We start from the raw sequence: 22,147 nt of genomic DNA on the forward strand, positions 1-22,147 counted from the left end.
TGGCAGAGGACACACCGGGCACGCGCTTGTCCGGACGGGATGACCAGTCAGTCTATCCATACACTGGTATCCTGAGGTGGTGAAACCGTCGCTACCTGTCCGGCAACGTCCCCGTACGCACAGCGGCTCCGGAAACGCTGAACGTGCCATCTTCACCGCGTTGGAGGAGTTGCTGGGGGAGTCGGCCTTCCAGGACATCACGGTGGCCCAGATCATCAAGCGGGCCAAGCTGTCTCGGGCGAATTTTTATCACTACTTTGCCTCGAAGTACGACGTCCTGGTGGCGTTGGTCGCCCGTCTGCTCGATGACACCTACTCGCATGGTCCGTGGGAGTTCGGCGAGGGCAAATCCCGGGAACGTGCCATGGACGCGTCCCTGCGACGGACTATCGACATGTGGACCGAGCATGGCGCCGTGGTGTGCGCGGCGGTGGAACACATGCATGGAAACCCTGCGCTGGCTGTGGCGTGGAACCAGATGTTGGAACGCTTCGTCACGGCCATCGCCGAGCAGATCAACTACGAACGCGAACAGGGCAAAGCGGAAGGTGAGGTCCCGCCGGACCTCATTGCGACGGTGCTGGTGTGCGGTCTGGAGCGGTCGTTCTACATCGGCTCGCGTGGACTTGACCACCGAATCCCTAACGCCGAGGCGGCCGTCGAGTCCATCGTGGAACTGGTCTTCGCCTCCACCTACGGAGCCAAACGCCCCGCGTCCCGCCTGCGTCGCCGGGTGAAGCCGAAAGCGCGGTCCTCGGCGCCCGTCCCGCTGAACCGACCCGACGACGAACAGTCCACCGCCGAGGTGGGCGGAGAACTCGCCACGACGATCCTCGAGGCGATGAATGCGGTGCTGGCAGAACGGTCGCTGGACGATTTGAGCGTTGCGGACGTCCTGACCGCCGCCAACGCATCGCGGGCGTCGTTCTATTTCTACTTCAGCAGCAAAGACGACGCTTTTGTGGCGCTGTTCCGGAACGCAGCGGAAGGCATCGCCTCGGGATTCGAACGTCTGGCTGAAGCCGACCGTGCCGATCCGGTGGCGGTCGAGCAGGTGATCTCGGACTGGCTCCACTACGACACCGACACGCAGGCCGTGGCGCGCACCGCGATTCACGAATGGTCGAGGCGGCCAGAACTCCGCGAACTCTATCTGGCGACCATGGCCCGGATGACCGACGCGCTGGAAGCGGTCATCGAGGCGGACCGTGCCACCGGGCTGGCCATCGAAGGGCCACCTGCGCCGCAGTTGGCCGCCGTCTTGATGTGGACGCTGGAACGCAGTTTCGCAGGTGCGATGGCCGGCGAAGCGCACCTGGGTGATGTTGACGAACTCACCAGCTTCCTGGCCACGCTGGTGAATGCGGTCATCTACGGGCGTTGATTGCCGCCGCCGTCAGAATCGCATGAACGGCCGACTGTTGCAAAAGTCTGGTCGAGCTGTCTGAACATGATGTATGTTTCCCCTCATGCACGCTCCCTTCTGGTTGAACCAGATCTCAAGCGCGTCAAGGCTGGGCGTAAATAGTCTGTGTTACAACAGTTTTCGTAAACTGTTCGCACTCTTGCTGCTTGTGATGACGACCTCGGTAACGGGCGGCCCGACCGCGATGGCTGCCCCGGGAGCGGCCGAGGCGGCCGTCGAGCCATTTCCTGACATCAGGTACTACGACCAGGTCGACGCGGCACCGTTTGCCGTGCCCGGTGGGGTGTGGTTTCGGACGCCGGGCGGACAGAACTGCGGGATCTGGAACCGGGGGAGCTTCGGGTGCACCGGCTTCATTCCCGGTGCGCCGGCCGGCACCCGGCACATCGGTTGGATCGACGGCGACCGGGCGGTTCATTACGACTGGACTGTGGCAGTACGGTTCCCCGGATCGCAAGCGCAACTGCCGCTCGCGCCGTACAGCGTCATCACCCATGAAGGTACGACGTGTGCGGTGACTCCGAACGGTGCAACGTACTGCGAGCGAGGGCCGATGAGGTTCCTGATCGAGTCGACCAAGACCTGGCTGTCGGCTCCGTGGATCGATTTGAGCTGGGTGGAACTCGGGCCGGCATCATGCAGCCCGCCCGATGCCCCGGGTGCTCCCTGCTACAGCTGACGTCACAGGAACTGCGGCAAGAGCAAACCTTCCGACATCTGATCACGATGACCATACGAGGCGTTCATACGTAGTGTACTGTGTCTCGGACGGCGTGATGCGGGACACAGCTGCTAGAGCCTGTGAGTCACAAAACCACCAGCAAGCCGACCGAGTACGTGGGAGGAATGAGCGCCAGATGTCAGTACAGACCAGGGGTACCGAGGTCACCGGACGGGCCGCCGAGCCCCCCGGTGATGGTCCTTCCCCTGCGGCGGGCGGACTCTCGGGCACTTCCCACCGCGCGACCCAGCAGGGCAGATTCTCCAAGCGAGTGGCCAAGGTGGCCTCGATTCCGGTCACCAGTGCCGGGACGGTCGGGCGGTCCGTTCTGCTGGCGGCCTCGGTCCTGCGCTACGCGGTGCTCGACACGATCACCTTGAAGCTGCCGGTGGGCGAGTTCATCGTGCAGGCGTGGCAGCTGTTCAAGGTCACGGCACTGCCGGCGATGCTGATGGCGATCCCCTTCGGCGCCATGATCGCTGTGCAGTTGTCGGGCCTGGTCAACGAGGTGGGGGCGAATTCGCTGGTCGGTTCGGCCACCGGCGTCGCAGTGCTGCGCCAGGGTGCACCGGTGACCGCAGGCCTGTTGATGGGCGGAGCTGCAGCGGCGGCGATTGCCTCCGATTTCGGCGCACGCGCCATCCGTGAGGAACTCGACGCCTTGCGGGTGCTCGGAATCGACCCGGTTCGTCGTCTGGTGGTTCCGCGATTCCTGGCACTGATCACGATTGCGCCCCTGCTCTGCACCATTATCATCGCGATGGGCGTCGGCGCGGCGTTCGTCATCGCCGTGACGATCAATGATGTGACACCAGGCAGCTTCTGGCTGTCGTTCGGTGCCTTCGCCAAGCCCATCGACGTGTGGTTCACCATCGCGAAGGCAGTGATCTTCGGTGCCATCGTGGCGGTGGTCTCGGCACAGCGCGGAATTGAGGCCAAGGGTGGGCCCCGTGGTGTCGCCGACGCCGTGAACGCCTCTGTGGTCATCAACGTCATCAGCATCGTGTTCGTCAATCTTGGTGTGACACAACTGCAGTCGATGTTCTTCCCGATGGCGGTGGCGTGATGGCGACCGCTTCCACCCGTGCGGCAGCCGGGCCGGCCAGATATCTACGTGCACCACGATTGTTCGCCGGAGCGGGCAGGGCACTGCAGGAGGCCGGACAGTGGGCGGCCTTCATCGCGCAGATCGTGTGGCTGTTGCCCACCACGGTGCGTCGATATCGACGCGAGACCTTGCAGGTGATGAACAATTTGGCCTGGGGTAAAGGATCCCTGGTTGTCGACGGCGGAGTGATCAGCGTGCTCGCCATCCTGGGCATCACGGTCGGGGCAATCGTCGCCATCGAGGCTTTCGCCACGCTCAACCTGATCGGGCTGGGCGCGTTGTCCGGGATCATCGGAGGTTGGGGCAACGTCCGTGAGATGGCTCCGCTGGTGGCCGGGGTAGCGTACGCGTCTCAGGCCGGTTGCCGGATGACCGCGGAGATCGGATCCATGCGCATCGCGGACGAGATCGACGCAACCGAGGCGATGGGCCTGCGTTCCATCCCGTTCGTCGTCGGAACCCGCGTCATCGGCGGATTGCTCTGTGTCCTGCCGGGGTTCCTTCTGACGCTGGTGGTCAGCTTTTATGTTTCGGCGCTCATCATCGGTGTTGCCTACAACCAGCCGGAAGGCACCTACAACCACTACTTCGTACAGTTCCTCACGCCGCAGGACATCGCGTTGTCGTTGCTCAAAGCCGCGGTGTTCTGCACAGCCGTGACGATAATCCATTGCTATTACGGTTATTTCGCCTCAGGTGGGCCGGTCGGAGTCGGACAGGCGTCCGGTCGTGCCATTCGGGCCAGTCTGGTCACGATCATGGTCCTGGATCTGGCGATGACCATCCTGCTGTTTGGTATCCAGCCGACGTTCGTGTTCAAGGGATAGGGGACCGGTCGTGTTGTTTCGAATGACGGCCGATGCCGAGGCACGCAGACTGCGGCTCATCGGGGCCATCCTGCTGCTGAGCCTGGTCCTGGTCGGTGCGCTGCTGATCGTCAACCCGTTCCGCGGTCGCGCGGATGACCGGTTGTCGGTGGCCCTGACCGTCCCGTATCTGGGACAGGGAGTCCAAGGCGGCACCCCGCTGATGATGCACGGGGTCACGGTCGGTGAAGTCACCTCGATCACGAACCTCCCCAGCGGGCAGGTCCGCATCGACACTGCCTTGCAGTCCCAGCCGACGGAGGGCCTCAGCGACACCTTCGGAATCGACTTCCGGACGGCCAACTACTTCGGCGTCACCGGCATCAACATCATCCCCGGTTCGGGTGGGAGCCAGGTCCGCACCGGCACCAGCATCACCACGACGCCGAAGGGCAATTACACCCTGCAGACGTTGCTGTACCGACTCGGTGAGATCACCGGAGGTGTGATCACCCCGCAGCTGGTCCAGGTGATCGACCGAGCCACCCGGTACGCCGACGGTCTCACGCCCCTGGTCGAGACGATGATGGTGGTCGCCGAGGCGGTCACCTTGGTTCAAACGGTGTCCACAGAGCAGCTGTTGCGCAACGCGACCGGGGTGAGCGTGGCTCTGCCCGGACTGGTGCGCGGCGTCTCCGATGCCGGATGGCACATCAACCAAGGATCGGGATTCGCTATCGCCAGGGTCTCGGCCCCCGATGCGCTCCTCGGAAGGGATCAGATTCCGGTGATCGGCCAGGTGGTCTCAGACGATTACTGGAACACACGTATTCAGCCCACATTCGACGTGATCTCAGGGGAATTCTTCGGAGCGCTTGGGTATCTCCTGTCGTCGCATCCGACGAACTTGGCGCCGGCAGTGAATCTCGTCAAGACGATCACCGACACCGTTCCCGGACTGATCGCTCCGGAGGACATCGACGCCAGCCTCAAAGAGCTGCGGAGCCGTTTCGAGAAGATGTACGCCGGCTCACCGGAACAGCGGGCGCTACAGGTCCACATCGTGCTGGACCAGCTCCCCGGGGTCGCGGCCCCGATCAACGCGATGGGCGGTGTGTCGTGACCGCTCGGTCCGCACTGTGGCGTCTGCTTATCAGCACAGCACTGGTTCTTGTGGTGTTCATCGCGATCATGAACGTGCTGCGTCAGCCGGTGGCCGGTGAGACACGCCTGTTCACAGCACAATTCACCGACGCGTCAGGTCTACGGATCGACGCGGACGTGCGGGTACGCGGCGTCCGGGTGGGCAAGGTCCAGGAGATCTCGCTGGAGCGACGCTCCGGACAGAGTGTTGCGGCGGTGCAGTTCAGCCTCGACGATCACTACGGTGTCGCCCCCACGACGCGGCTGTCGATCAAGTACCAGGCGCTGACGGGTCTGCGCTACCTCGACATCACCGAGCCCACCGAATCCGCTGCCGCCGCAAATTCGATGACGACAATTCCGGTGAGCATGACACTTCCGTCGTTCGACATCACCACCCTGTTCAACGGACTGCAGCCGGTGTTGGCAACTTTGAGCCCTGAAGAGATCGATACCTTCACCGATAACGCGGCGAACCTGTTGACGGGTGACGGTGGTGGTCTTGCGCCGATGCTCGACAGCATTCGCAAGCTCACCGAGTTTGCCTCTGACAGGCAGCAGGTCATCGCCACCCTGATGGCGAACCTGAGTGCTGTCGCCGATGAAATCGGGGGACATTCCAAGGGTTTCGTCCAGATCCTCGATTGGGTCAACCGTCCTCTGGACGCCTCGTTGGAGGTGCTGGACGAGTTCCGGAAGTCGGAGCTTTACGGTCCTGGGTTCACCAGCGCCGCATCCCGGCTTCTGCTCAACATGGGTTTCGACGGTGAGACGGCAGACATCGACCAGGGGCTCGACCGTGCTTTCACCGTGCTCGACGACTTCACCGAGTCGGTCAAGAAGATCCCGGTCATCTGGGACGACATCGGCCCGCCGGCCGCGCCGGGGGAGCCGCTTCCCTGCTCGCGAGGTGCGGCGCAGCTGCCGGAGTCGATGGACGTACTGCTGAATGGGCAAAGGGTGATCCTGTGCAATCAGTGACAAAGTCGTGGGCCAGCCTGAAAGGCAATGCGACACTGTGGGGTAGCGGCGCGCTGGTGATGCTGACGGTTCTGGCGGTGGTCGCTGGACTGCTGTACGTCAGCCCGCCCGGTCAGCGTCAGGTGGTCTTCTACACCGATGACGCTGCATCGCTGCGCTCCGGGGAGGACATCCGGATAGCCGGCATCACCGTCGGCAAGGTCAAGGACCTCACCCTGGAGCCGGATCAGGTCAAGGTCACCGCCATGGTCGACAACGAGGCGTTCGTAGGTGACCAGTCACTGATCCAGGTGAGGATGCTGACGGTGGTGGGCGGCTATTACGTCAACCTGGTCTCCCTCGGCGACGAACCGCTGGGCTCGAACCCGATTCCGCTCGAACGGGTCACCATGCCGTACAACCTGATGAGCGCACTCGCGGATGCCACGAAGATCACCGAAGAGGTCGACCCTCGACCCATCCGGGAATCGCTGGACCAGATCCAGGCCGGCATCAACGACGGCAACGTCAGCACCATCTCGGCGATCATCAACGCCGGCAACGCATTGACGGCCACCATGGAGCGCCAGCGCGGCCAGATCTCCAACATTCTCAATGTCTCTGATGAGTACCTGGAGGCCTTGAACGGCTACACCGACCAACTCCGCCAGATGGTCTCCAAGATCGCAATCCTCGAACAGACCCTCACCGTGTACAGCAAGGGATTCGCGGCGGCGCTGTCCGGCATGGGTGACATCGGTGATCGGTTTCTGAAACCGTTCGGAGAGTTCTGGGTGAACAACCGCGATGCGTTCCTACAGAAGGTCCGCGATGCTCAAGACAGAGTCAGGCGATGGGCAGACAACAACAGCCGGATCATCCCCAGGCTGCGCAGGGTGCGAGACAAGATCACCCGCATGCTCGACGCGCAGAACGCCGCACCGGAGCTGCTGGCCACTGACTTCTGCATCCCCGTGCCCGGAAGCCCGTGCTGATGAGATACCCAATCGACCGCACGTTGGCCAGGCGGACGCTGGCCACGTCAATGGCTGTGACCGCAATCGTGGCCGCAGTGAGTTCGTGCTCCTCGGAAGTGCAGCAGGCGGCGACGGATCGATGCGCGCTCATGCCCGACACCATCGGTCTCTACGTCGGCAACCCGGTGACGCAGATGGGTTACGAGATCGGCCGGGTCAGCGCCATCAAGCCGCAGGGTACTTCGGTACGCGTCGATTTCACCGTGACCGAGAACAGGCAACTACCCGCGGATGTCCGAGCCGTCATCCGGTCACCATCGATCGTCGCGGACCGGGCGCTGGAGTTGGTCGGCAACTACAGTGGCGGCCCCGAACTGACCGCGGACACCTGTGTTGAGTTGGATCGGTCGTTCTCCCCGAAGACGATCTCGCAGGTGATCGGATCCGCGGACCAGTTCCTCGACTCCATCACGGCGGACGGGTCCACCAACATCGCCGGCACCATCAGCGGACTCGACCGGCTGGCGCAGAACAACGGTGCCGGTGCCGCGCAGCTGTTGCGGTCCTCGTCGGCCCTGCTCGACAGCCCGGACCAGGCGCTTGGCGATCTCGGATCCATCACGCAGAACCTTGCGGAGCTCACCACGGTGCTGACCGACCTCCGCGGCCCGATCAAGCAGATCATGCTGGACGCCCAGCAGACCACCCCCGACTTGGCGCGGGCACTGGACGGCGGCGCCCGGATGGGTGGTGTGCACGAGATGAGCAACTTCGGGCCGCTGGCCGAGTTGGTCGCCATCCTGCAGACCCGAATGGGCGACGAAACGCAGATCACGCTCGACACTGTGAGCGCACTCATCAGGAAGACGACTCCGCATGCCAATGCCATCTCGGATCTGTTCACACCGGTGCCGTGGTGGATCAACACCTTCGCCAACCACTTCAACAACCGACAGTTCCACACCTTCAACATCGCCTACCGACCACCGATGTTCCGCGTCCCGACGCACAACGGGCTGGCGTTGTGCGGCATGATGAACGCCTCGACGCCCGGAAGTTGCGCCGATGTCAACGGAGTTCCGTACGCCGTCGACGTCGCGCTGTTGCAGTACGCCCTGACCGAGGCGGCACGCAAATGAGGTTGCGCATCGTCACGTGTTTGGCCGCAGTCTCGACGGCAGCGCTGGTGTCGTCGTGCGCAACGTTGACCGTCAATTCGCTTCCGCAACCGGGCAATCAGTACAGCGACGGGTATCAGCTCACCGTCGAGTTCGCCAACGTGCTGAACCTGCCGGACCGGGCCAAGGTCGTGTTTGATGGGACTCCGGTGGGTGTCGTCACCGGCGTGCGCGTCGAGCAAGGCTGGGTCGACGTCACCACTCGGATCGATTCTGTGGTGGCCGTGCCCTCGGACGTTCGTGCGACGCTGCAACAAGCGACCGTGCTCGGCGATACCTACCTGGCGCTGGAGCGGCCAGCCACCGGTACCGCCGCCGCCTCTGTCATCGAGCCAGATGGACGAGTTCCGCTGGCGCAGACGACCTCACCGCCGCAACTCGAGGACACTCTCGCCAATCTGGCGAACTTCGTGGGCAGTGGTTCCGTGCAGCGTATCCAGGCCAGCATCATGGGTCTGAACCGTGTGACCCCGGAGAGATCGGAAGAACTGCGCGCCATCGTGGCCCGGGTCGCTGAGGATCTGTCGGACGTCGGCGACAACATCGACGTCGTCGATCAGTGGCTCAACGGTGTGTCGGGAACTGGCGAGGTCCTTTTCGCCAACATTCCCAACTACGACTTCTGGTTCTCTCCCCTCGGGATGACCGGATTCGACCGGGCGACTGTCACCGCCAGCTACATCGGAACGCTGGTCCCTTCGGTGGGCAGCATCTACAGCGGCGGCTACTGGCTGACGCCGATGCTCAGCTCGCTCGCCGATGCGATGGGCGCGGTGCAGAAGAGCAAGTGGTCGTTTGAAGAGGAATACCCTAAGTGGCAGACGCTCATGACCGAATACTTCATGCCGGTGGACAAATACCCCGCCATCAACATCACGTCCATCACCGGCCCCGACGGTCGGGAACTGCTGCCCAACGTGCAGGACGTGCTACGCGTGCTGGGGGCGATGCCATGAGAATCGTGCGGAACCTGTTGTCCTTCGGGGCTTTCGGTCTGATCATCGTGCTCTCGCTGATGTATATCGGATCCTTCGGCCTGCAGGCCAAGCCGCCGACCGACCGGGCCAACTATTCCATGGCCGTACCCGACATCAAGGGCCTGGTGGTGGGCTCCAGCGTGCTCCTGCGCGGAGTGCGGGTCGGTGAAGTCACCGGCGTGAGGTCGGGGATCGACGACGCCACCATCGACTTCTACGTCCAACGTGGGTACGAAATACCTGTAGACACCGACGTTCGCCTGGAGAACTTGTCGGCACTCGGTGAGGCATTTGTGGGCCTGGCGCCGCGGAGCACCGGCGGACCCGTGCTCCAAGACGGACAGCACATCGTCGCCGAGGCTGTCACGGTGCCTCCGTCGATCTCCGAACTGGCCACCAGCGTCGTCCGCGTACTCAATCAGTCCGACCCCGAGCAGCTCAAGAGAATTCTCGCCGAGGCTGACACAGCTCTGCCTGACCCGCAACAGGTTCTGCCGAATCTGGCCCGCACCAGTGAACTTCTTCGCACCACCGTCGAAGGCATGCAGGGCAAGGGTCAGCAGACGCTGGACAACTTCCAGACCCTGCTGCGCAACGCCGAGTGGGTTGGTCCGGTGCTGGCCGACCTGGGGCCGATGGTGGGTGAGACGGGGCTGCAGGCCAGCCGGGTGTTCAACTCGTTCATGACCGCCGTCTCCTGGAACAACCCGCACAACATGAGGGACTTCGGCGCGTTTCTGGCGCGCATCCAGAAGTTCCTCGACGAGCGGGCGCCCGACCTCAAGGTGCTGACCGAGGCGTTGATGCCTCACTTCAAGGGGATCGGGGGGTCGTTGATGAACTTCGACTCGGGTCGAATCCTGTCGAACATGCTCAAGAACATCCCCGAAGACGGCGCAATCGAATTGCACGTCACCATCCCGGACGCCCATCAGCCGTGAATTCAGGAAGGTCAGCAGAGATGAGCAAGACGAGTCTGAAAGCAAAGACAGACGACACCCGCGACGAGGTAGCCGAAAAGGACACCGCGCAGTCGGAGGACAACGACACACCGCCCCCTGCTGCACCCTCGGACCGGCGACTGTCGATCTCCGTGCGGAGCCTGGTCTACTCGTCGGTGGTGGTGCTCCTCGGGGTCGCCGTCGGGGTGCTGGCCTGGCTGTATATCGGAGTCCGAAACGACCTGGACACCCAGGCCGCCTTGGCCGCCAAAGAGCAACGGGCAGAAGAGATCGCATTGGAGTATGCCGTCAACGCCGCCCAGATGAACTATCAGGACTTCGCCGGCTGGAAGGTCAAGCTGGTCGACAACACCACACCGGAACTGAACGAGAAACTCGGCAGGGCCGCCACCGATATGGAGCAAGTGCTGGCGCCTCTTCAGTGGGAGTCGACGGCGCGGCCGCTGGCGGCCGCTGTGCGGTCGAGCGCCGGGGGCATCTACGTGGTTGACACCTTCGTCAGCGTGCTGACCAAGACTGCGCAGGCACCGGAAGGCATGCAATCGACTGCCACCTATGGGATCACCATCGACAGCAGCAACAACTGGCAGATCAGCGATGTCGGCGGTATCGACGCCGTGCTCGGATCGAACTGACTCGCGGAAGGACCATAGCTGTGCGCCTAATCGCCTGTGCGGTCCTCTTTGCGACCGCGATAATCAGTGCCGGCACCGCTGTGGCCGAACCTCGCGACAGCGACATACCGCCTCCACCACTGCCGGATGTGGTTCCGGTGGCCACTGATTGGCAACCTCAGTTCCCGTTCCCCTTCGACAAGCTGCGCAGCCACATCACCGAAGCCGACATCACCGCACAACGTGAGATGTGCCAGTGGTTCTATCCCCAGTATCAGGAACTCAAGATCCAGATCGAGAACCTGAACAACACGGTGATTCGCAACAACGGCAACTTCAACGCCCCGGGCGTATCGGCCCACGCCGACGCGGTGACGGCCAACATCGACAAATCGGTGGCGTTCCTGACACCGCGGGTGCAGGCACTCACTCGGGACCAGAATCATGCGGGGGACATCTACTTCCCGCTCTATCAGGGTGAGAGCTTCTATCGTCTGTGGGAACAGCTGTCGAATGTGAGCAACGGAATCAAGGCGCGCCAGCCCACCTGGTTCGTCGGCCCGTCTTTCCAACATGCACAACGTTTCGGCAGCAAGATCAACCGGTCCCATGTCTGCGGCTGAGCGGCGTGAATCGACCAGAGAAGGAGCGTTCGACGTGTATCGGTCAGTCCGGCCCGGATTCTCTTGCGCGGTAGGTGCGTTCGTGACCATGGCGGCAGTGTCGTCGGTTGGCGTCACGGTGGCGTCGCCGGTAGCGGCGGATCCTGACTCCGGATTCGCAGCCGCGATCACCGAGGTGCGCGGATCCCTCTGTCCACCCTTGCGGTATGACCAGGCCATCGCGCGGGCCGCCGACATCGTGAACCGCTCGACGCAGGGCTACTTCGACACCACCTCGGTGGTGACTCCGGCGGACACCAAGCCGCAGCCGCTACCGATTCTCAAAGATCTGGGGAGTGGCGCTACCAAAGCCGTTCTGCTCCAGGGTGCCTCGCTCATCGAGGGAGAGGCGGTCAAAGGGGCCGTAGTCCAGGGCTACGCGACCATCGCTGACTGCTCGTACACCGACTTCGGAACCAGCATCGTCTACTCGGAGACCACCGGCTACGCCCTGGTGGTGGCCGTTCTCGCCGGCCCGTGAAGTCCTGAGACAGGAATGCTTGTGAAACGACTCGTCACTCTGTGTGCAGGAACGGCACTGGCCGTGCTGCCTCATGTCGCTCCGCCTGTTGTGCACGCCGAGGACACGGTTCCCCAGGACGTCGTGACCTACGAGGTGGTGTCACCGGTTGTGCTGTCCACGGCTGTCCAGTATCAGACGGTGAACGGCCGGATGTTCAATCCCAGCGTCACACTCCCGTGGCGGTACACCGTGCCGGTCGACGAGGCACTGGGCCCACCGCCCAACGGTAGTCAGGTGCGGGCCGACTGGAGATCCACGGCAGGCCCGGCGAGGTGGGTCACGGTGCGGATCTTCTACAACGGCGAGCTCGTCTGCCAGAACACCCTCGACGTCGGAAACGCCGCGTGCTATGGCAACACGCGGCGGATCACCTGACGTTCCGGGAAGATCTCGGCCGTTCCTAGAAGATGATGAGGGGCCGGCCGCGCAGACCGCCCGCCTCCACCATCCGATGGGCGTCGACCGCTTGCTCAGGCCGAAACTGAGCGCTCACATTCAGAAACGGGAAGGCACCCTCGGAAGCCAGCCGGCTGAGGTGGAGCAGCCCCTCGGTGTCGAGTAGCCGTTCGCGTACCCACACAGGCTGCACGCTGATGTCGCGGGGTGCGGCATCGGTGAAGGTTCGGACCGTGGCGAATCGGCCCCCGTCCCTGATGCAGTCGAACAGCTCAGCGCCGATCAAAGCGGTGTCGAGTACTGCATCCAAGCCACCGGGAGCCGACTCGGCGAAGCGCTGCGCAACATCGGGTCCTCGGTCGACCACCAGATCGGCGCCGCGGTCTTGCACCAGTGCGCGTTCCTCGGACCGGCTGTCTGCGATGACAGTGAGGCCGGCGCGTTTGGCCAGAACCGTGACAAACGCGGCGAGAAATCCTGCGCCGCCGGTAATACCGAGCGTCGAGCCGGGCGCTAAGTCCAGGCAGGCAAGGGCTTCCAGAGCCGTGAGACCGTTCATCGGCAGCATTGCTGCTTCTTCGATGCTCAGACCGTGCGGCGCCGGGACCACCGCCGCCTCGGGCACGACGACCAATGCGGAATGAGCGCCGCCTTCCGGGCGGCGGGGCATGACGATGGCCATCACGGGGTCACCCGGGGTGAACCGGGTGACCCCGGGCCCGATCGATTCGATGGTCCCGGCCGCGTCCATGCCGGCGATGTACGGTGCCGTGAAATCGGCGTACGCAGCAGCCACCAGCCCGCTGCGGGTAGCGATGTCGGTGGGGTTCACCGCGGCGGCACGGACCGCGATCCGCACTTCGGCTGCCTCGGCAGGACGGACGTCGACGGTGCCCACCTCGAGTACGTCCGGTGCGCCGAATTCAGGAATCAGAACTGCTCGGGCTTCGGTCATGTGAACCTCAATGCTCTCATCGGGCACCCGGACACAGCGCGTCGCACGCTGCCTTCGAGTGCTTCGGGGATGTTCTCCGTCGCATGCAGTTCGTCATCCTCGTTGAGGCTGACGATGTCTGGAGCATGAGTCTTGGAGTGGCCGATTGCTGTGCACCGGCGCCTGTCGACGGTGACGTGCACCTGGTCTCACCTCCCCGCCGAGTCTGGCTTGGCGCCGGGCACGGCGAGCCCGGCGGTCGGTCCACAACCGACGAGCCCGCCGTCGACCGGGATCACCGCTCCGGTGATGTAGCGGCCGGCGCGGGAGCCGAGCAGAATGGCGACGCCGGCGATCTCGTCGGGTGCGCCGAATCGGCCGAGCGGAATGGTGGCATCGATGGCTTCCTTGGCCGAGGCATCTTCGACGACGAACTTGGTCATCTTGCTCTCGAAGAGGCCAGGAGCGATGGCGTTCACCCGAATTCCTTCCGACGCCAAGCGTTTTGCGAGGTGGCGGGTCAGGTGGTGCACTGCGGCTTTGCTGGCGCCGTAGCTGTAGCTTTCCATGGCCGGAACGTTGATGCCGTCCGCTGACCCGATGTTGATGACGCTGGCGCCCTGGGTTGCTTCGCGCAGTGCCGGAAGCGTCGCCACAGTGAAGTGGAACAGGCCCTCGACGTTGGTGTGGATCACCTTGTCCCAACCGGCGTCCGGAAACTCCTCCAGCGGTGCGCCCCACGTGACACCAGCATTGTTGACCAGCACATCGACGCGGCCGAGGAGGTCGGTTGCCGAGGCGGCAAGCGCCCGTGCGTCGGCCGGAGACGACACATCACCGACGATGGCGGTGACGGCACCGATCTCGCGCAGTTCCCGCTGCGCCACCTCGGCCGCCTCGCTGTTGCGGGATGAGATGACGACCTTGGCCCCTGCCGCGGCGTAGCCGGCAGCGATCATCCGGCCGATCCCGCGGGTTCCGCCGGTGATCACGACGTGTGATCCGGACACGTCGAACATGCTCGACGGGACCTCTGATGGCGCCATGTTGTGCCTCCATTCTGGTCAGCTGTCGAGCAGCATACATAGTGTTCATACAGCTACAACAGACACGTTGACTTATGGTCCACGCCACAGTAGCGTCGATCACACCGCACACGTAATTGCAGGCCCTCTGGGTGAGTTGTCAGCTCGGACAGTGGGCTGGATGAGTAAGGAGAGTCATGACGACGGATCAGCCCGGGCAGTACCGCGAAGGGTCACTCGACGTACCCGAGGGCCTTCCTCGGGGTATCGACTTGGGTCGGATCAACAATCGTGAAATCGCACTCGCCCGGTTCGGTCGGGAGTACACGGAGCGTCTGACCGACCACGCACTGCTCGGCGACGACCACGGGTACCGCGCCTTCCTGGATTTCAAGGACCAGTCCAAGAACGCCAACTGGAAGATGTTCGAGCAGGCGCTCGAACACGGCATCGATTCGCTCGACGATCCTTCGGACGGGCTCGTAGGTCTGTTTGAACAGCTCGACCACGTGCCGGACTGGGTTGACTGGGATCAGCTGTACCGCGGAGCTATAGCAGTGTGGCGGGTTGGACCGGCGGCTCCGATGGTGCTCACCTACTGCTCGATCGGTGCAGGCTTCTCCATGTACAGCTCCACCCGGCCGGTGCTGTTCAGTGGGCGGCTCAAGGATCAGCAAGCGGTCGGCGGCCGGCTCACCGAGAGCTTCCGCTACGTCGTCTCCGCCTATGGGCCGGGCGAGATGGCCCGCACAGGAGCGGGATTCCGCCTCACGGCCAAGGTCCGCATGATCCACGCCGCCGTCCGGAACACCCTGAGCCACTCACCGCACTGGGACTGGGAAGCCTGGGGTATGCCCATCAGCAACCTGGACTCGATGAACACCCAGGCCGGCCAGTTCGGGGTCACCCTTGTCGACGGCATTCGGGCCGCTGGCATCAGGCTCAGCGACCAAGAGGAAGAAGACATCTTCGCTCTCAGCCGCTACGTCGGTTGGGTCATCGGTATTCCGGAGGCGGTGCTGCACACCAACGTCGACGACGCGCGGATGAAGGTCAAGTTCCACAAACTGATCGAGCTGCCGGCCGACGATCTGTGCCGCGAGGTCGTCAAGACAATCATCGAATACGCCTCGGAGAAGCCGCCGGGCGACGCCGAGATTCTGCCCGCTGCAGTGGCCAAGTTCATGACCACCGAGCGCCGCACCCACCTGGCATGGGGCCTCATCCAGAACTGGCAGCCCAAGTATGTCAACGAGATGCTCGGTGTCGAGAAGACGGCGTGGCGCTTTGCAATGCCGGTGGCCAAGCCGTTCATCTCGGCGGCCGACCGCATCATGCGTCTCCTGCCGCACGATGACGAGGCCAAGGCGATGAAGACGATCAAGCTGCTCGGTGGCGCGATCGAGCTGCCCGACGACCAGCGTGAGCAGGAAGTTGCCGACCCCGAGACGCTGACGGCTGATATCGCCGCGAACAAAGGCAAGGTCCCGCGCCGCCCCAAGCAGACAGTCAGCGTCTGAGGTAACGCTCGCCGGCGCTTCGAGATGGCCGCGCCCACATGGATGTCCGTTCGCATCGCCGCGAACGATTCCGAGTGTGGGCGCGGCCTTCGGCATTTCGGTGGCACCTGCATGACCATACATTGTGTGTGGACGTTATGTATGCTCTACTGGATTGCGGCGGGCATCGCAAATCGCCGACGGCCGCCGTTCTATACGGCGTTGCCACCTCGCGAAAACCGGAGCGGAGTCGGATGAGTTACATTGCCAACGCGGTGTTCATCACCGCCTTCGTCGTGATCTTGAACGGGTCGGCGTCCGCCAGCGGCGATGAACTCCAGATCATCGCATTCATCGTTGCGGGGCTGTCCGGGGCTCTGAGCCTGGCGCGGGCTTCCTTTACCGCCAACAGAATGCTCGTCGAGAATCGCACCGCGAGAACTGCCGCGTTCTGTCCACTTACCGATCTCGGAGCAGAGCAGTGACTTACGCGATACTTGTTCACCTTCGGGTGACCGGACTTGGCAAGGCGGCGGAATCGTTAAGTCGCACAAATGAAAACGCTCGGCCTGGGGGCCCCGGCCGAGCGTTCCCATCTTGGGTAACGAACGTCACGCGTGCGCGGTGAACTCCGGCCTCTTGTCCGAAACTCGCTGTGGCCGTGGCACGCTCACACGGTCGTAGAGCTCCTGGGGAATGGCTTCCTCGGACTTGAAGATGTTGAACCGGCAGTGCCCGGTGATCCTGCCGTCTTTGATGCCGGGTTCGACCAGCAGGAAGTGCGGCCTGCCGTGCTCCAGCACGTACTTGTTGGTGCCGGGGCAGTGCATGCAGTACACCGGCATCTCCTCTAGTCCGAAGCTCTCGACCGACGGCCCCTTCACCAGAGGTAGGTTCTTGGGCCCGTCGTAGGCACCCTCGTCGATCAACCGGCCGCCACTGCCGCATGGTGCCGCGTCCAGAGCCAAGCGTCCTTCGTCTTCGAACAGGGTGTACTTCATGCCATGTTGATGGAACAGGCCGGCAAGCCACTGCATCTGGTCGCGGTACGGCATGGCGTCGACCTGGCCCAGGACCGCGCCCATTGTGGGCAGGTTGTAGCACTGGTCAACGGCCTCCCAGCAGTGCTTGACACCGTGGTTCTCCAGGATCCATCCTGTCTGGGCGGTGATGAGATCGCGTCCGAAGTGATGTCCCAGATACCACTCCGTCTTCGACAGGACCAGGTGTCGGCGCGCCAGTGCAAGATCTCCGGCGTCAATGGCCTTGACCGCCAGCGCATACGCCTGGAAGCGCATGTTCTCCAGTTCGTCGGCGTCGAACAGCAGGGCGCCAGAGACATCGAAAGCGGCCCCGATGCGGGCCACATCGCGCTCGGCGCCCAGCCGTCGGAACACATCCTCCGGAACGTCCAGCGGGTTCTTGTACATCGTCAAGCGCAGTGGCGCACCGTCTTTGCCGTCGGCGAAGACAAACGGCGGATAACCCATCCACTCGCATGCCCACCGTTCGATCGCTTCGCTGAACAGTCGCAGGTCGCCGCCACCGGGGATGGCGTCGGACCGATTGCCCGCCCATCCGGTGGAGACGAAAACAATGGTGGATTCGTCCTCGACAACGGCGTCCAGTTGGGCGCCGTCCATGCGGAAGATCGTGGCCATGGAGGCAACCGCCTCGCGGGACACGCCGTTGCGGAACCACTCCACCCACGGTCGTGAGATAGTGCGCACGGAAGCAGGAACCGAGTCTGTCAGTGCCTCGGCTCCGAATTCGCGCACGATGTAGCTGACGGTCAGGCTGTTCCACAGGGTGTAGATGTCGCGCGTCGAAAAGTGGGCGTCGACCGATCCCGCCGCGATTTCGCGTGCTGCGGCCAAGTCACCTCGATCCAGTGCTGCGATTGCCCTGTCGCCGGGGGCAATTGCGAGTTCGATCAACTCGTCCCTGCTGAAGGCCAGCTCTGTCATGTGTGTTCTCCTGGTAGGTGGGCGTTCTTCCTCGGTCGTGGCCGTGTTGAGCGGCTGACGGCCAGTTCCGCGGAATCAGGGGCGAGGGACGAGTCAGATGGACGCCGCCAGCAGACCACCGTCGACGGCATATGCCACCCCGGTGACCCAATCGGCGTCGTCGGAAGCCAAGTGCAACACCACTTTTGCGATGTCCTCGGGCTGACCGATTCTGCCCTGCTTTTCGGTGAAGTACTTCTGAGCCGAGGCGCCGGTCGCGCTTTCGAAGCCGGTGATCAGCGCATCGGAGAACGGTGTTTCGACCAGGGCGGGGCACACGCAGTTGACCCGGATGCCCATGGGACGCAACTCAGCAGCGGCGGTCTTGGTCAGGTTGACGATGCCCGCTTTGGTGGCGCCGTAACCGCCCAACAGCGGTGCGCCGTTGAGACCAGCGGTCGACGCGACGTTGACGATGGCTCCGCCGTTGGCGGCAAGGTGGGGCACGGCGGCGCGCAGTCCGTGGAACGTCCCTTTGAGATTCACTGCGATCATCCGGTCGAAATCGGCATCCTCCAGAAGGTGAAGAGGTCCCAGAGTGCAGACGCCGGCGTTGTTGATCATGATGTCGAGTCGGCCGAACTCCCTGACTGCCAACGCCACGGCGTTCTCCACAGCGCTCGGATCGGTGACATCGCATGCCACCGCTCGGCCGTTTTCCCCGAACTCGGCTGCCACGGCCTTCGCGCCGGCTTCGTTGAGGTCGGCCACGACAACACGTGCGCCAGCTCCCGCGAACCGCTGAGCCACCTCGCGACCGATGCCGCTTGCTGCGCCCGTGACGACAACCGAGGAACCCTGATGACCTGACATGCGTGCTCTCTTCCGGAAATTGCGTGCGCCCCCAAGTGCTGCGGGGCTTCTGGTTACGTGGCGGTCTGACGGACATGGCCTGTCGCGCGTAGCCGCGATCATCGATGATGTGACGAACGCCACCCCAAGATACAGATCGTATGGACACGATGTCAACGTTGCCCTACCGTGTCGGCTCAACGGATAGAGGAGCGTGATGACGAGTACTCAGGGTGCGCCGCTGACGGGCGTACGGATCATCGAACTGGCAGGTATCGGACCGGGGCCGTTCGCGGGAATGATGTTGGCGGATCTGGGCGCTGATGTCGTGACGATTGATCGACCGGGCGGCAATCCCTGGGCAGCTGGGGGACATGACGTGATGTTCCGCAGCAGGCGGTCCATCGCCGTCGACTTGAAGCACTCGGGCGGCGCCGCCGTTGTGAAGGAACTGTGCAGAACCGCCGACGGGCTGATCGACACCTACCGGCCGGGGGTCGCGGAGCGTCTCGGTGTCGGTCCGGACGACTGCCTTGCGGTCAATCCGGCCCTGGTCTACGGCCGCATGACGGGTTGGGGTCAGGACGGGCCCATGGCGTCCATGCCGGGCCACGACATCAACTACATCGCGCTCACCGGAGCTCTGCACGCGATCGGTCGCAAAGGTGGGCCTCCCACGCCGCCCTTGAACCTGATCGGTGACTTCGGTGGTGGCGGTATGTTGCTGGTGGTCGGAATGCTGGCCGGACTGCTGTCGGCGCGGGTAAGTGGTCAGGGACGGGTGATTGATGCAGCGATGATCGACGGGGCCTCTGCACTCATGGCTATGTTCCATGCCTTGCGCGGCAACGGAGAGTTCACCGAGGACCGTGGCACCCATCTGCTGGACACCGGTGCGTTCTTCTACGACGTCTATGCCACCAGTGACGGCCAGTGGGTCAGCATCGGTGCCATCGAGGATCAGTTCTGGGCCGAACTGTGTGACGTCCTGGAACTGCCTGATCAGGTGCGGCACAACCAATTAGACCGCTCGCGGTGGGGCGAGTTCCGATTGTTGCTCGGGCAGCGTATCGGTTCGATGACCCGCGCTGAACTCGACAAGGTCTTCCTGGGCAAGAACACCTGCTATGCGCCCGTGTTGAGTCTGGGTGAAGTGGCCGACCATCCGCACAACGCGGCGAGAGGTACCTTGATCGAGGTCGACGGGGTGGTGCAGGGTGCACCGGCGCCGCGGTTCGAAGGCTCTCCTCCGACTGTTCCCCGGCCACAGCGTAGGCCCGGCGAGGACACCCGGGAGGTGCTGACCGGTGCCGGTTTTGGCGAGGAGGACATTGACGCAATGCTCCACGCCGGGATCGTCACACAGACGTAGGCGTCGAGAATCGCTCGGCGAAAACAACTTTCTCGCCTCGAAACAGTATTCACCGAGTCCATACAGAGTGTATTGTCGCCGCATGAGTACTTTGACCGTGCCGTCCGACGATCGACCCAAAACACCAGCTGCAGCAACAACGCTGTGCGGGCTCTTTCAGCAGACCATCGCGTCCGATCCGGATGCGATCGCACTGCGCGAGCACGGTGGGCCGGGTGTGTTCACTCGGCGGGAGTACGGGCGTGCGGTCGAGGCCATTGCCGGCGGCCTGGTCGGACTGGGCGTCCGTCGAGGGGACACGGTTGGTCTTATGATGGCCAACCGGCCCGAGTTCCACCTGGTCGACACCGCGGTCGTGCACGTGGGTGCGGCACCGTTCTCGATCTACAACACGTCGGCGCCGCAGCAGATCTCCTACCTTCTCGACCATGCCGAGAACCGGGTGATGTTCTGCGAGAAGAGTTTTGTGGAGCGGGTACGCGCGGCCAGAGGAAGTCATCTCGAGCACATCGTGGTGATCGACGCCGACGGCGAGCCGCCCAGCGGTACGCTGAGCCTGCAGCAGCTCGTGGAAAGTGCGCCTGCAGATTTCGACTTCGAAGCAACATGGCGTGCGGTGCAACCGGACGACGTTCTCACCCTCATCTACACGTCGGGCACCACCGGCCCTCCGAAGGGCGTCGAGCTGACCCATGCCAATGTGGTCTTTGTTCTCGAAGCGTGTAACACCCGGTTTCCTTTTGCGGCGCAGGGGCGTTGCATCTCCTACCTGCCCACTGCGCACATGGCGGACCGAGTGTTCTCGCACTACCTCTTCATGGCAACAGGGTGGGCAATCACCACCGTGCAGGATGCCCGACAGATCTTTGCGGCCGTCACCGACGTCCACCCGACGTGGTTCATGGGCGTGCCCCGGATCTGGGAAAAACTCCGCGCCGCGCTACTCGCCCGATTCAAGTCGCAACCGGCCGAGCAGCAGGTCGCCATCGATGCGGCGATCGACCTCGCGGTGATGAAGCGGCGGGTTGAAGAACAAGGCAGCCGCATCGACACCGACATGGAAGAGCAGTGGCGACAGGCCGACCGAGAGGTTTTTGAACCGCTTCGGCGTGAACTCGGTCTCGATCGGGTGGATCTGCTGATGACCGGTGCTGCGCCCATCGCGCCTGTGGTGCATGAGTTCTTCCTGGCGCTGGGTATCCCGCTGGCAGAGGGCTACGGAATGTCGGAGACGGGGGCTCTCGGAATGACGAACCTGCTCAACGACATTCGTATGGGAACTGTGGGCCAGCCGATGCCCGGCACAGCGGCCAGGCTGGCCGCCGACGGAGAGTTGTTGCTCAAGGGCAAACACGTGATGCGCGGCTACCGGAAAGACCCCGGCAAGACGGCTGAAGCCATCGATGACGAAGGGTGGCTCCACACCGGAGACGTTGCGACCATCGACGCCGAAGGATTCGTGCGGATCGTCGACCGCAAGAAAGAACTGATCATCAATGCCGCCGGGAAGAACATGTCGCCGGTCAACATCGAAAGCGCCCTGAAAGGGGCCTCGCCCCTGATCGGTCAAGTATGTTGCATCGGCGACGCCCGGCCTTACAACGTCGCGCTACTGGTCCTAGACCCGGACATGGCCCGGACGTTCGGCCGCGAGCGCGGACTGTCCGGTTCGGACACCGGTGAACTCGCCGAGGATCCGCAGATCCAGCAGGTTGTTGCCGAGGCCGTTGAGCGGGCCAATAATCAGTTGTCCCGAGTGGAGCAGATCAAGCGGTACCGGCTCCTGGATCATGAGTGGTTGCCCGACGGCGACGAACTGACCCCGACCTCGAAGTTGAAACGCCGTGCTATCGCGGCCAAGTACGCCGAGGTCATCGACGGGCTTTACGCACCCGTCTGACGGGGCGGGCTTTCTGCAGACAGCTGTTGGCAACGTGAGGACACGCCGTGGGTATCGGTATTCGGGTCGAAGGCCTGACTAAATCATTTGGTTCCCAGCGAATCTGGGAAGACGTGACCTTCGACCTGCCCCCGGGTGAGGTCAGCGTGCTCCTGGGCCCCTCCGG

General features: G+C 63.4%; 23 protein-coding genes and 1 pseudogene. 19 read left to right on the forward strand and 5 right to left on the reverse strand.

What is annotated here, in order from left to right; translation table 11 throughout:
- The first annotated feature begins 79 nt into the window (after positions 1 to 79).
- The 14 genes from AC3A6P_RS33865 (at position 80) to AC3A6P_RS33930 (ending at position 12,432) form a co-directional block, all read left to right on the forward strand.
- Complete coding sequence (locus AC3A6P_RS33865; RefSeq protein WP_487696774.1) at positions 80 to 1,384, forward strand: TetR/AcrR family transcriptional regulator; 1,305 nt, start codon at positions 80 to 82, stop codon at positions 1,382 to 1,384.
- 193 nt (positions 1,385 to 1,577) lie between these two features.
- On the forward strand, positions 1,578 to 2,105 hold the full coding sequence (locus AC3A6P_RS33870; RefSeq protein WP_487696796.1) for a hypothetical protein: 528 nt from the start codon (positions 1,578 to 1,580) through the stop codon (positions 2,103 to 2,105).
- A gap of 178 nt (positions 2,106 to 2,283) precedes the next feature.
- Entirely contained in the window at positions 2,284 to 3,213 is a 930-nt protein-coding gene (locus tag AC3A6P_RS33875) for an ABC transporter permease (protein WP_487696775.1), read from the forward strand.
- The gene (locus AC3A6P_RS33880) at positions 3,213 to 4,082 is read left to right on the forward strand and encodes an MlaE family ABC transporter permease (protein WP_487696776.1); all 870 of its coding nucleotides are present in this window, start codon (positions 3,213 to 3,215) and stop codon (positions 4,080 to 4,082) included. Before AC3A6P_RS33875 ends, AC3A6P_RS33880 begins: the two co-directional genes overlap by 1 nt.
- 22 nt (positions 4,083 to 4,104) lie before the next feature.
- Positions 4,105 to 5,184: an MlaD family protein gene (locus tag AC3A6P_RS33885; RefSeq protein ID WP_487696777.1), complete on the forward strand. Its 1,080-nt coding sequence runs from the start codon at positions 4,105 to 4,107 to the stop codon at positions 5,182 to 5,184.
- Positions 5,181 to 6,185: an MlaD family protein gene (locus AC3A6P_RS33890; protein ID WP_487696778.1), complete on the forward strand. Its 1,005-nt coding sequence runs from the start codon at positions 5,181 to 5,183 to the stop codon at positions 6,183 to 6,185. Before AC3A6P_RS33885 ends, AC3A6P_RS33890 begins: the two co-directional genes overlap by 4 nt.
- A gap of 59 nt (positions 6,186 to 6,244) precedes the next feature.
- Positions 6,245 to 7,159 carry an MlaD family protein gene (locus AC3A6P_RS33895; protein ID WP_487696797.1) on the forward strand — a complete coding sequence of 305 codons (915 nt, stop codon included), beginning with the start codon at positions 6,245 to 6,247 and terminating at the stop codon, positions 7,157 to 7,159.
- Entirely contained in the window at positions 7,159 to 8,280 is a 1,122-nt protein-coding gene (locus AC3A6P_RS33900) for an MlaD family protein (protein ID WP_487696779.1), read from the forward strand. The genes AC3A6P_RS33895 and AC3A6P_RS33900 overlap by 1 nt, the downstream gene beginning before the upstream one ends.
- Positions 8,277 to 9,275 carry an MlaD family protein gene (locus AC3A6P_RS33905; RefSeq protein ID WP_487696780.1) on the forward strand — a complete coding sequence of 333 codons (999 nt, stop codon included), beginning with the start codon at positions 8,277 to 8,279 and terminating at the stop codon, positions 9,273 to 9,275. The genes AC3A6P_RS33900 and AC3A6P_RS33905 overlap by 4 nt, the downstream gene beginning before the upstream one ends.
- Positions 9,272 to 10,237, forward strand: a complete 966-nt coding sequence (locus AC3A6P_RS33910; RefSeq protein ID WP_487696781.1) for an MlaD family protein — start codon at positions 9,272 to 9,274, stop codon at positions 10,235 to 10,237. Before AC3A6P_RS33905 ends, AC3A6P_RS33910 begins: the two co-directional genes overlap by 4 nt.
- A 20-nt stretch (positions 10,238 to 10,257) precedes the next feature.
- Positions 10,258 to 10,893, forward strand: a complete 636-nt coding sequence (locus AC3A6P_RS33915; RefSeq protein ID WP_487696782.1) for a hypothetical protein — start codon at positions 10,258 to 10,260, stop codon at positions 10,891 to 10,893.
- Positions 10,894 to 10,913: 20 nt separating this feature from the next.
- On the forward strand, positions 10,914 to 11,495 hold the full coding sequence (locus AC3A6P_RS33920; RefSeq protein ID WP_487696783.1) for a hypothetical protein: 582 nt from the start codon (positions 10,914 to 10,916) through the stop codon (positions 11,493 to 11,495).
- Positions 11,496 to 11,583: 88 nt separating this feature from the next.
- Positions 11,584 to 12,015, forward strand: coding sequence for a hypothetical protein (locus tag AC3A6P_RS33925; RefSeq protein ID WP_487696798.1), 432 nt, complete (start codon positions 11,584 to 11,586; stop codon positions 12,013 to 12,015).
- 15 nt (positions 12,016 to 12,030) lie between these two features.
- Positions 12,031 to 12,432 carry a hypothetical protein gene (locus AC3A6P_RS33930; protein WP_487696784.1) on the forward strand — a complete coding sequence of 134 codons (402 nt, stop codon included), beginning with the start codon at positions 12,031 to 12,033 and terminating at the stop codon, positions 12,430 to 12,432.
- A 25-nt stretch (positions 12,433 to 12,457) separates the two neighbouring features.
- Here AC3A6P_RS33930 and AC3A6P_RS33935 read toward each other — a convergent pair whose 3' ends face one another.
- From AC3A6P_RS33935 to AC3A6P_RS33945, 3 genes are read right to left on the reverse strand one after another with little or no spacing between them, the layout of a single operon-like run.
- Complete coding sequence (locus AC3A6P_RS33935; RefSeq protein WP_487696785.1) at positions 12,458 to 13,408, reverse strand: NADP-dependent oxidoreductase; 951 nt, start codon at positions 13,406 to 13,408, stop codon at positions 12,458 to 12,460.
- A complete protein-coding gene (locus tag AC3A6P_RS33940) occupies positions 13,405 to 13,590 on the reverse strand; it encodes a ferredoxin (RefSeq protein ID WP_487696786.1) in 186 nt (61 codons plus the stop codon). Before AC3A6P_RS33940 ends, AC3A6P_RS33935 begins: the two co-directional genes overlap by 4 nt.
- 6 nt (positions 13,591 to 13,596) lie before the next feature.
- Positions 13,597 to 14,433 (reverse strand): glucose 1-dehydrogenase, encoded by an 837-nt coding sequence (locus AC3A6P_RS33945; RefSeq protein ID WP_487696787.1) that lies wholly within the window; start codon positions 14,431 to 14,433, stop codon positions 13,597 to 13,599.
- Between the two features lie 176 nt (positions 14,434 to 14,609).
- Between AC3A6P_RS33945 and AC3A6P_RS33950 the strand changes: the two genes are divergently transcribed.
- Together AC3A6P_RS33950 and AC3A6P_RS33955 are read left to right on the forward strand one after the other, a co-directional pair.
- Entirely contained in the window at positions 14,610 to 15,932 is a 1,323-nt protein-coding gene (locus AC3A6P_RS33950) for an oxygenase MpaB family protein (RefSeq protein WP_487696788.1), read from the forward strand.
- A gap of 233 nt (positions 15,933 to 16,165) precedes the next feature.
- The gene (locus tag AC3A6P_RS33955) at positions 16,166 to 16,396 is read left to right on the forward strand and encodes a hypothetical protein (protein WP_487696789.1); all 231 of its coding nucleotides are present in this window, start codon (positions 16,166 to 16,168) and stop codon (positions 16,394 to 16,396) included.
- Between the two features lie 126 nt (positions 16,397 to 16,522).
- Here the strand turns inward: AC3A6P_RS33955 and AC3A6P_RS33960 are convergent, their stop codons facing one another.
- Together AC3A6P_RS33960 and AC3A6P_RS33965 are read right to left on the reverse strand one after the other, a co-directional pair.
- Positions 16,523 to 17,878 (reverse strand): hypothetical protein, encoded by a 1,356-nt coding sequence (locus tag AC3A6P_RS33960; RefSeq protein ID WP_487696790.1) that lies wholly within the window; start codon positions 17,876 to 17,878, stop codon positions 16,523 to 16,525.
- A 93-nt stretch (positions 17,879 to 17,971) separates the two neighbouring features.
- On the reverse strand, positions 17,972 to 18,730 hold the full coding sequence (locus AC3A6P_RS33965) for an SDR family NAD(P)-dependent oxidoreductase (RefSeq protein ID WP_487696791.1): 759 nt from the start codon (positions 18,728 to 18,730) through the stop codon (positions 17,972 to 17,974).
- Between the two features lie 196 nt (positions 18,731 to 18,926).
- Here AC3A6P_RS33965 and AC3A6P_RS33970 point away from each other — a divergent pair, with 196 nt between their 5' ends.
- The 3 genes and pseudogenes from AC3A6P_RS33970 to AC3A6P_RS33980 form a co-directional block, all read left to right on the forward strand.
- The gene (locus AC3A6P_RS33970; RefSeq protein WP_487696792.1) at positions 18,927 to 20,081 is read left to right on the forward strand and encodes a CaiB/BaiF CoA transferase family protein; all 1,155 of its coding nucleotides are present in this window, start codon (positions 18,927 to 18,929) and stop codon (positions 20,079 to 20,081) included.
- An 82-nt stretch (positions 20,082 to 20,163) separates the two neighbouring features.
- The gene (locus tag AC3A6P_RS33975; protein ID WP_487696799.1) at positions 20,164 to 21,981 is read left to right on the forward strand and encodes an AMP-dependent synthetase/ligase; all 1,818 of its coding nucleotides are present in this window, start codon (positions 20,164 to 20,166) and stop codon (positions 21,979 to 21,981) included.
- A 47-nt stretch (positions 21,982 to 22,028) separates the two neighbouring features.
- Positions 22,029 to 22,147, forward strand: a pseudogene (locus AC3A6P_RS33980) (ABC transporter ATP-binding protein); the annotation flags it as partial.

Source organism: Mycobacterium sp. Soil_C_30 (genome assembly GCF_057656995.1).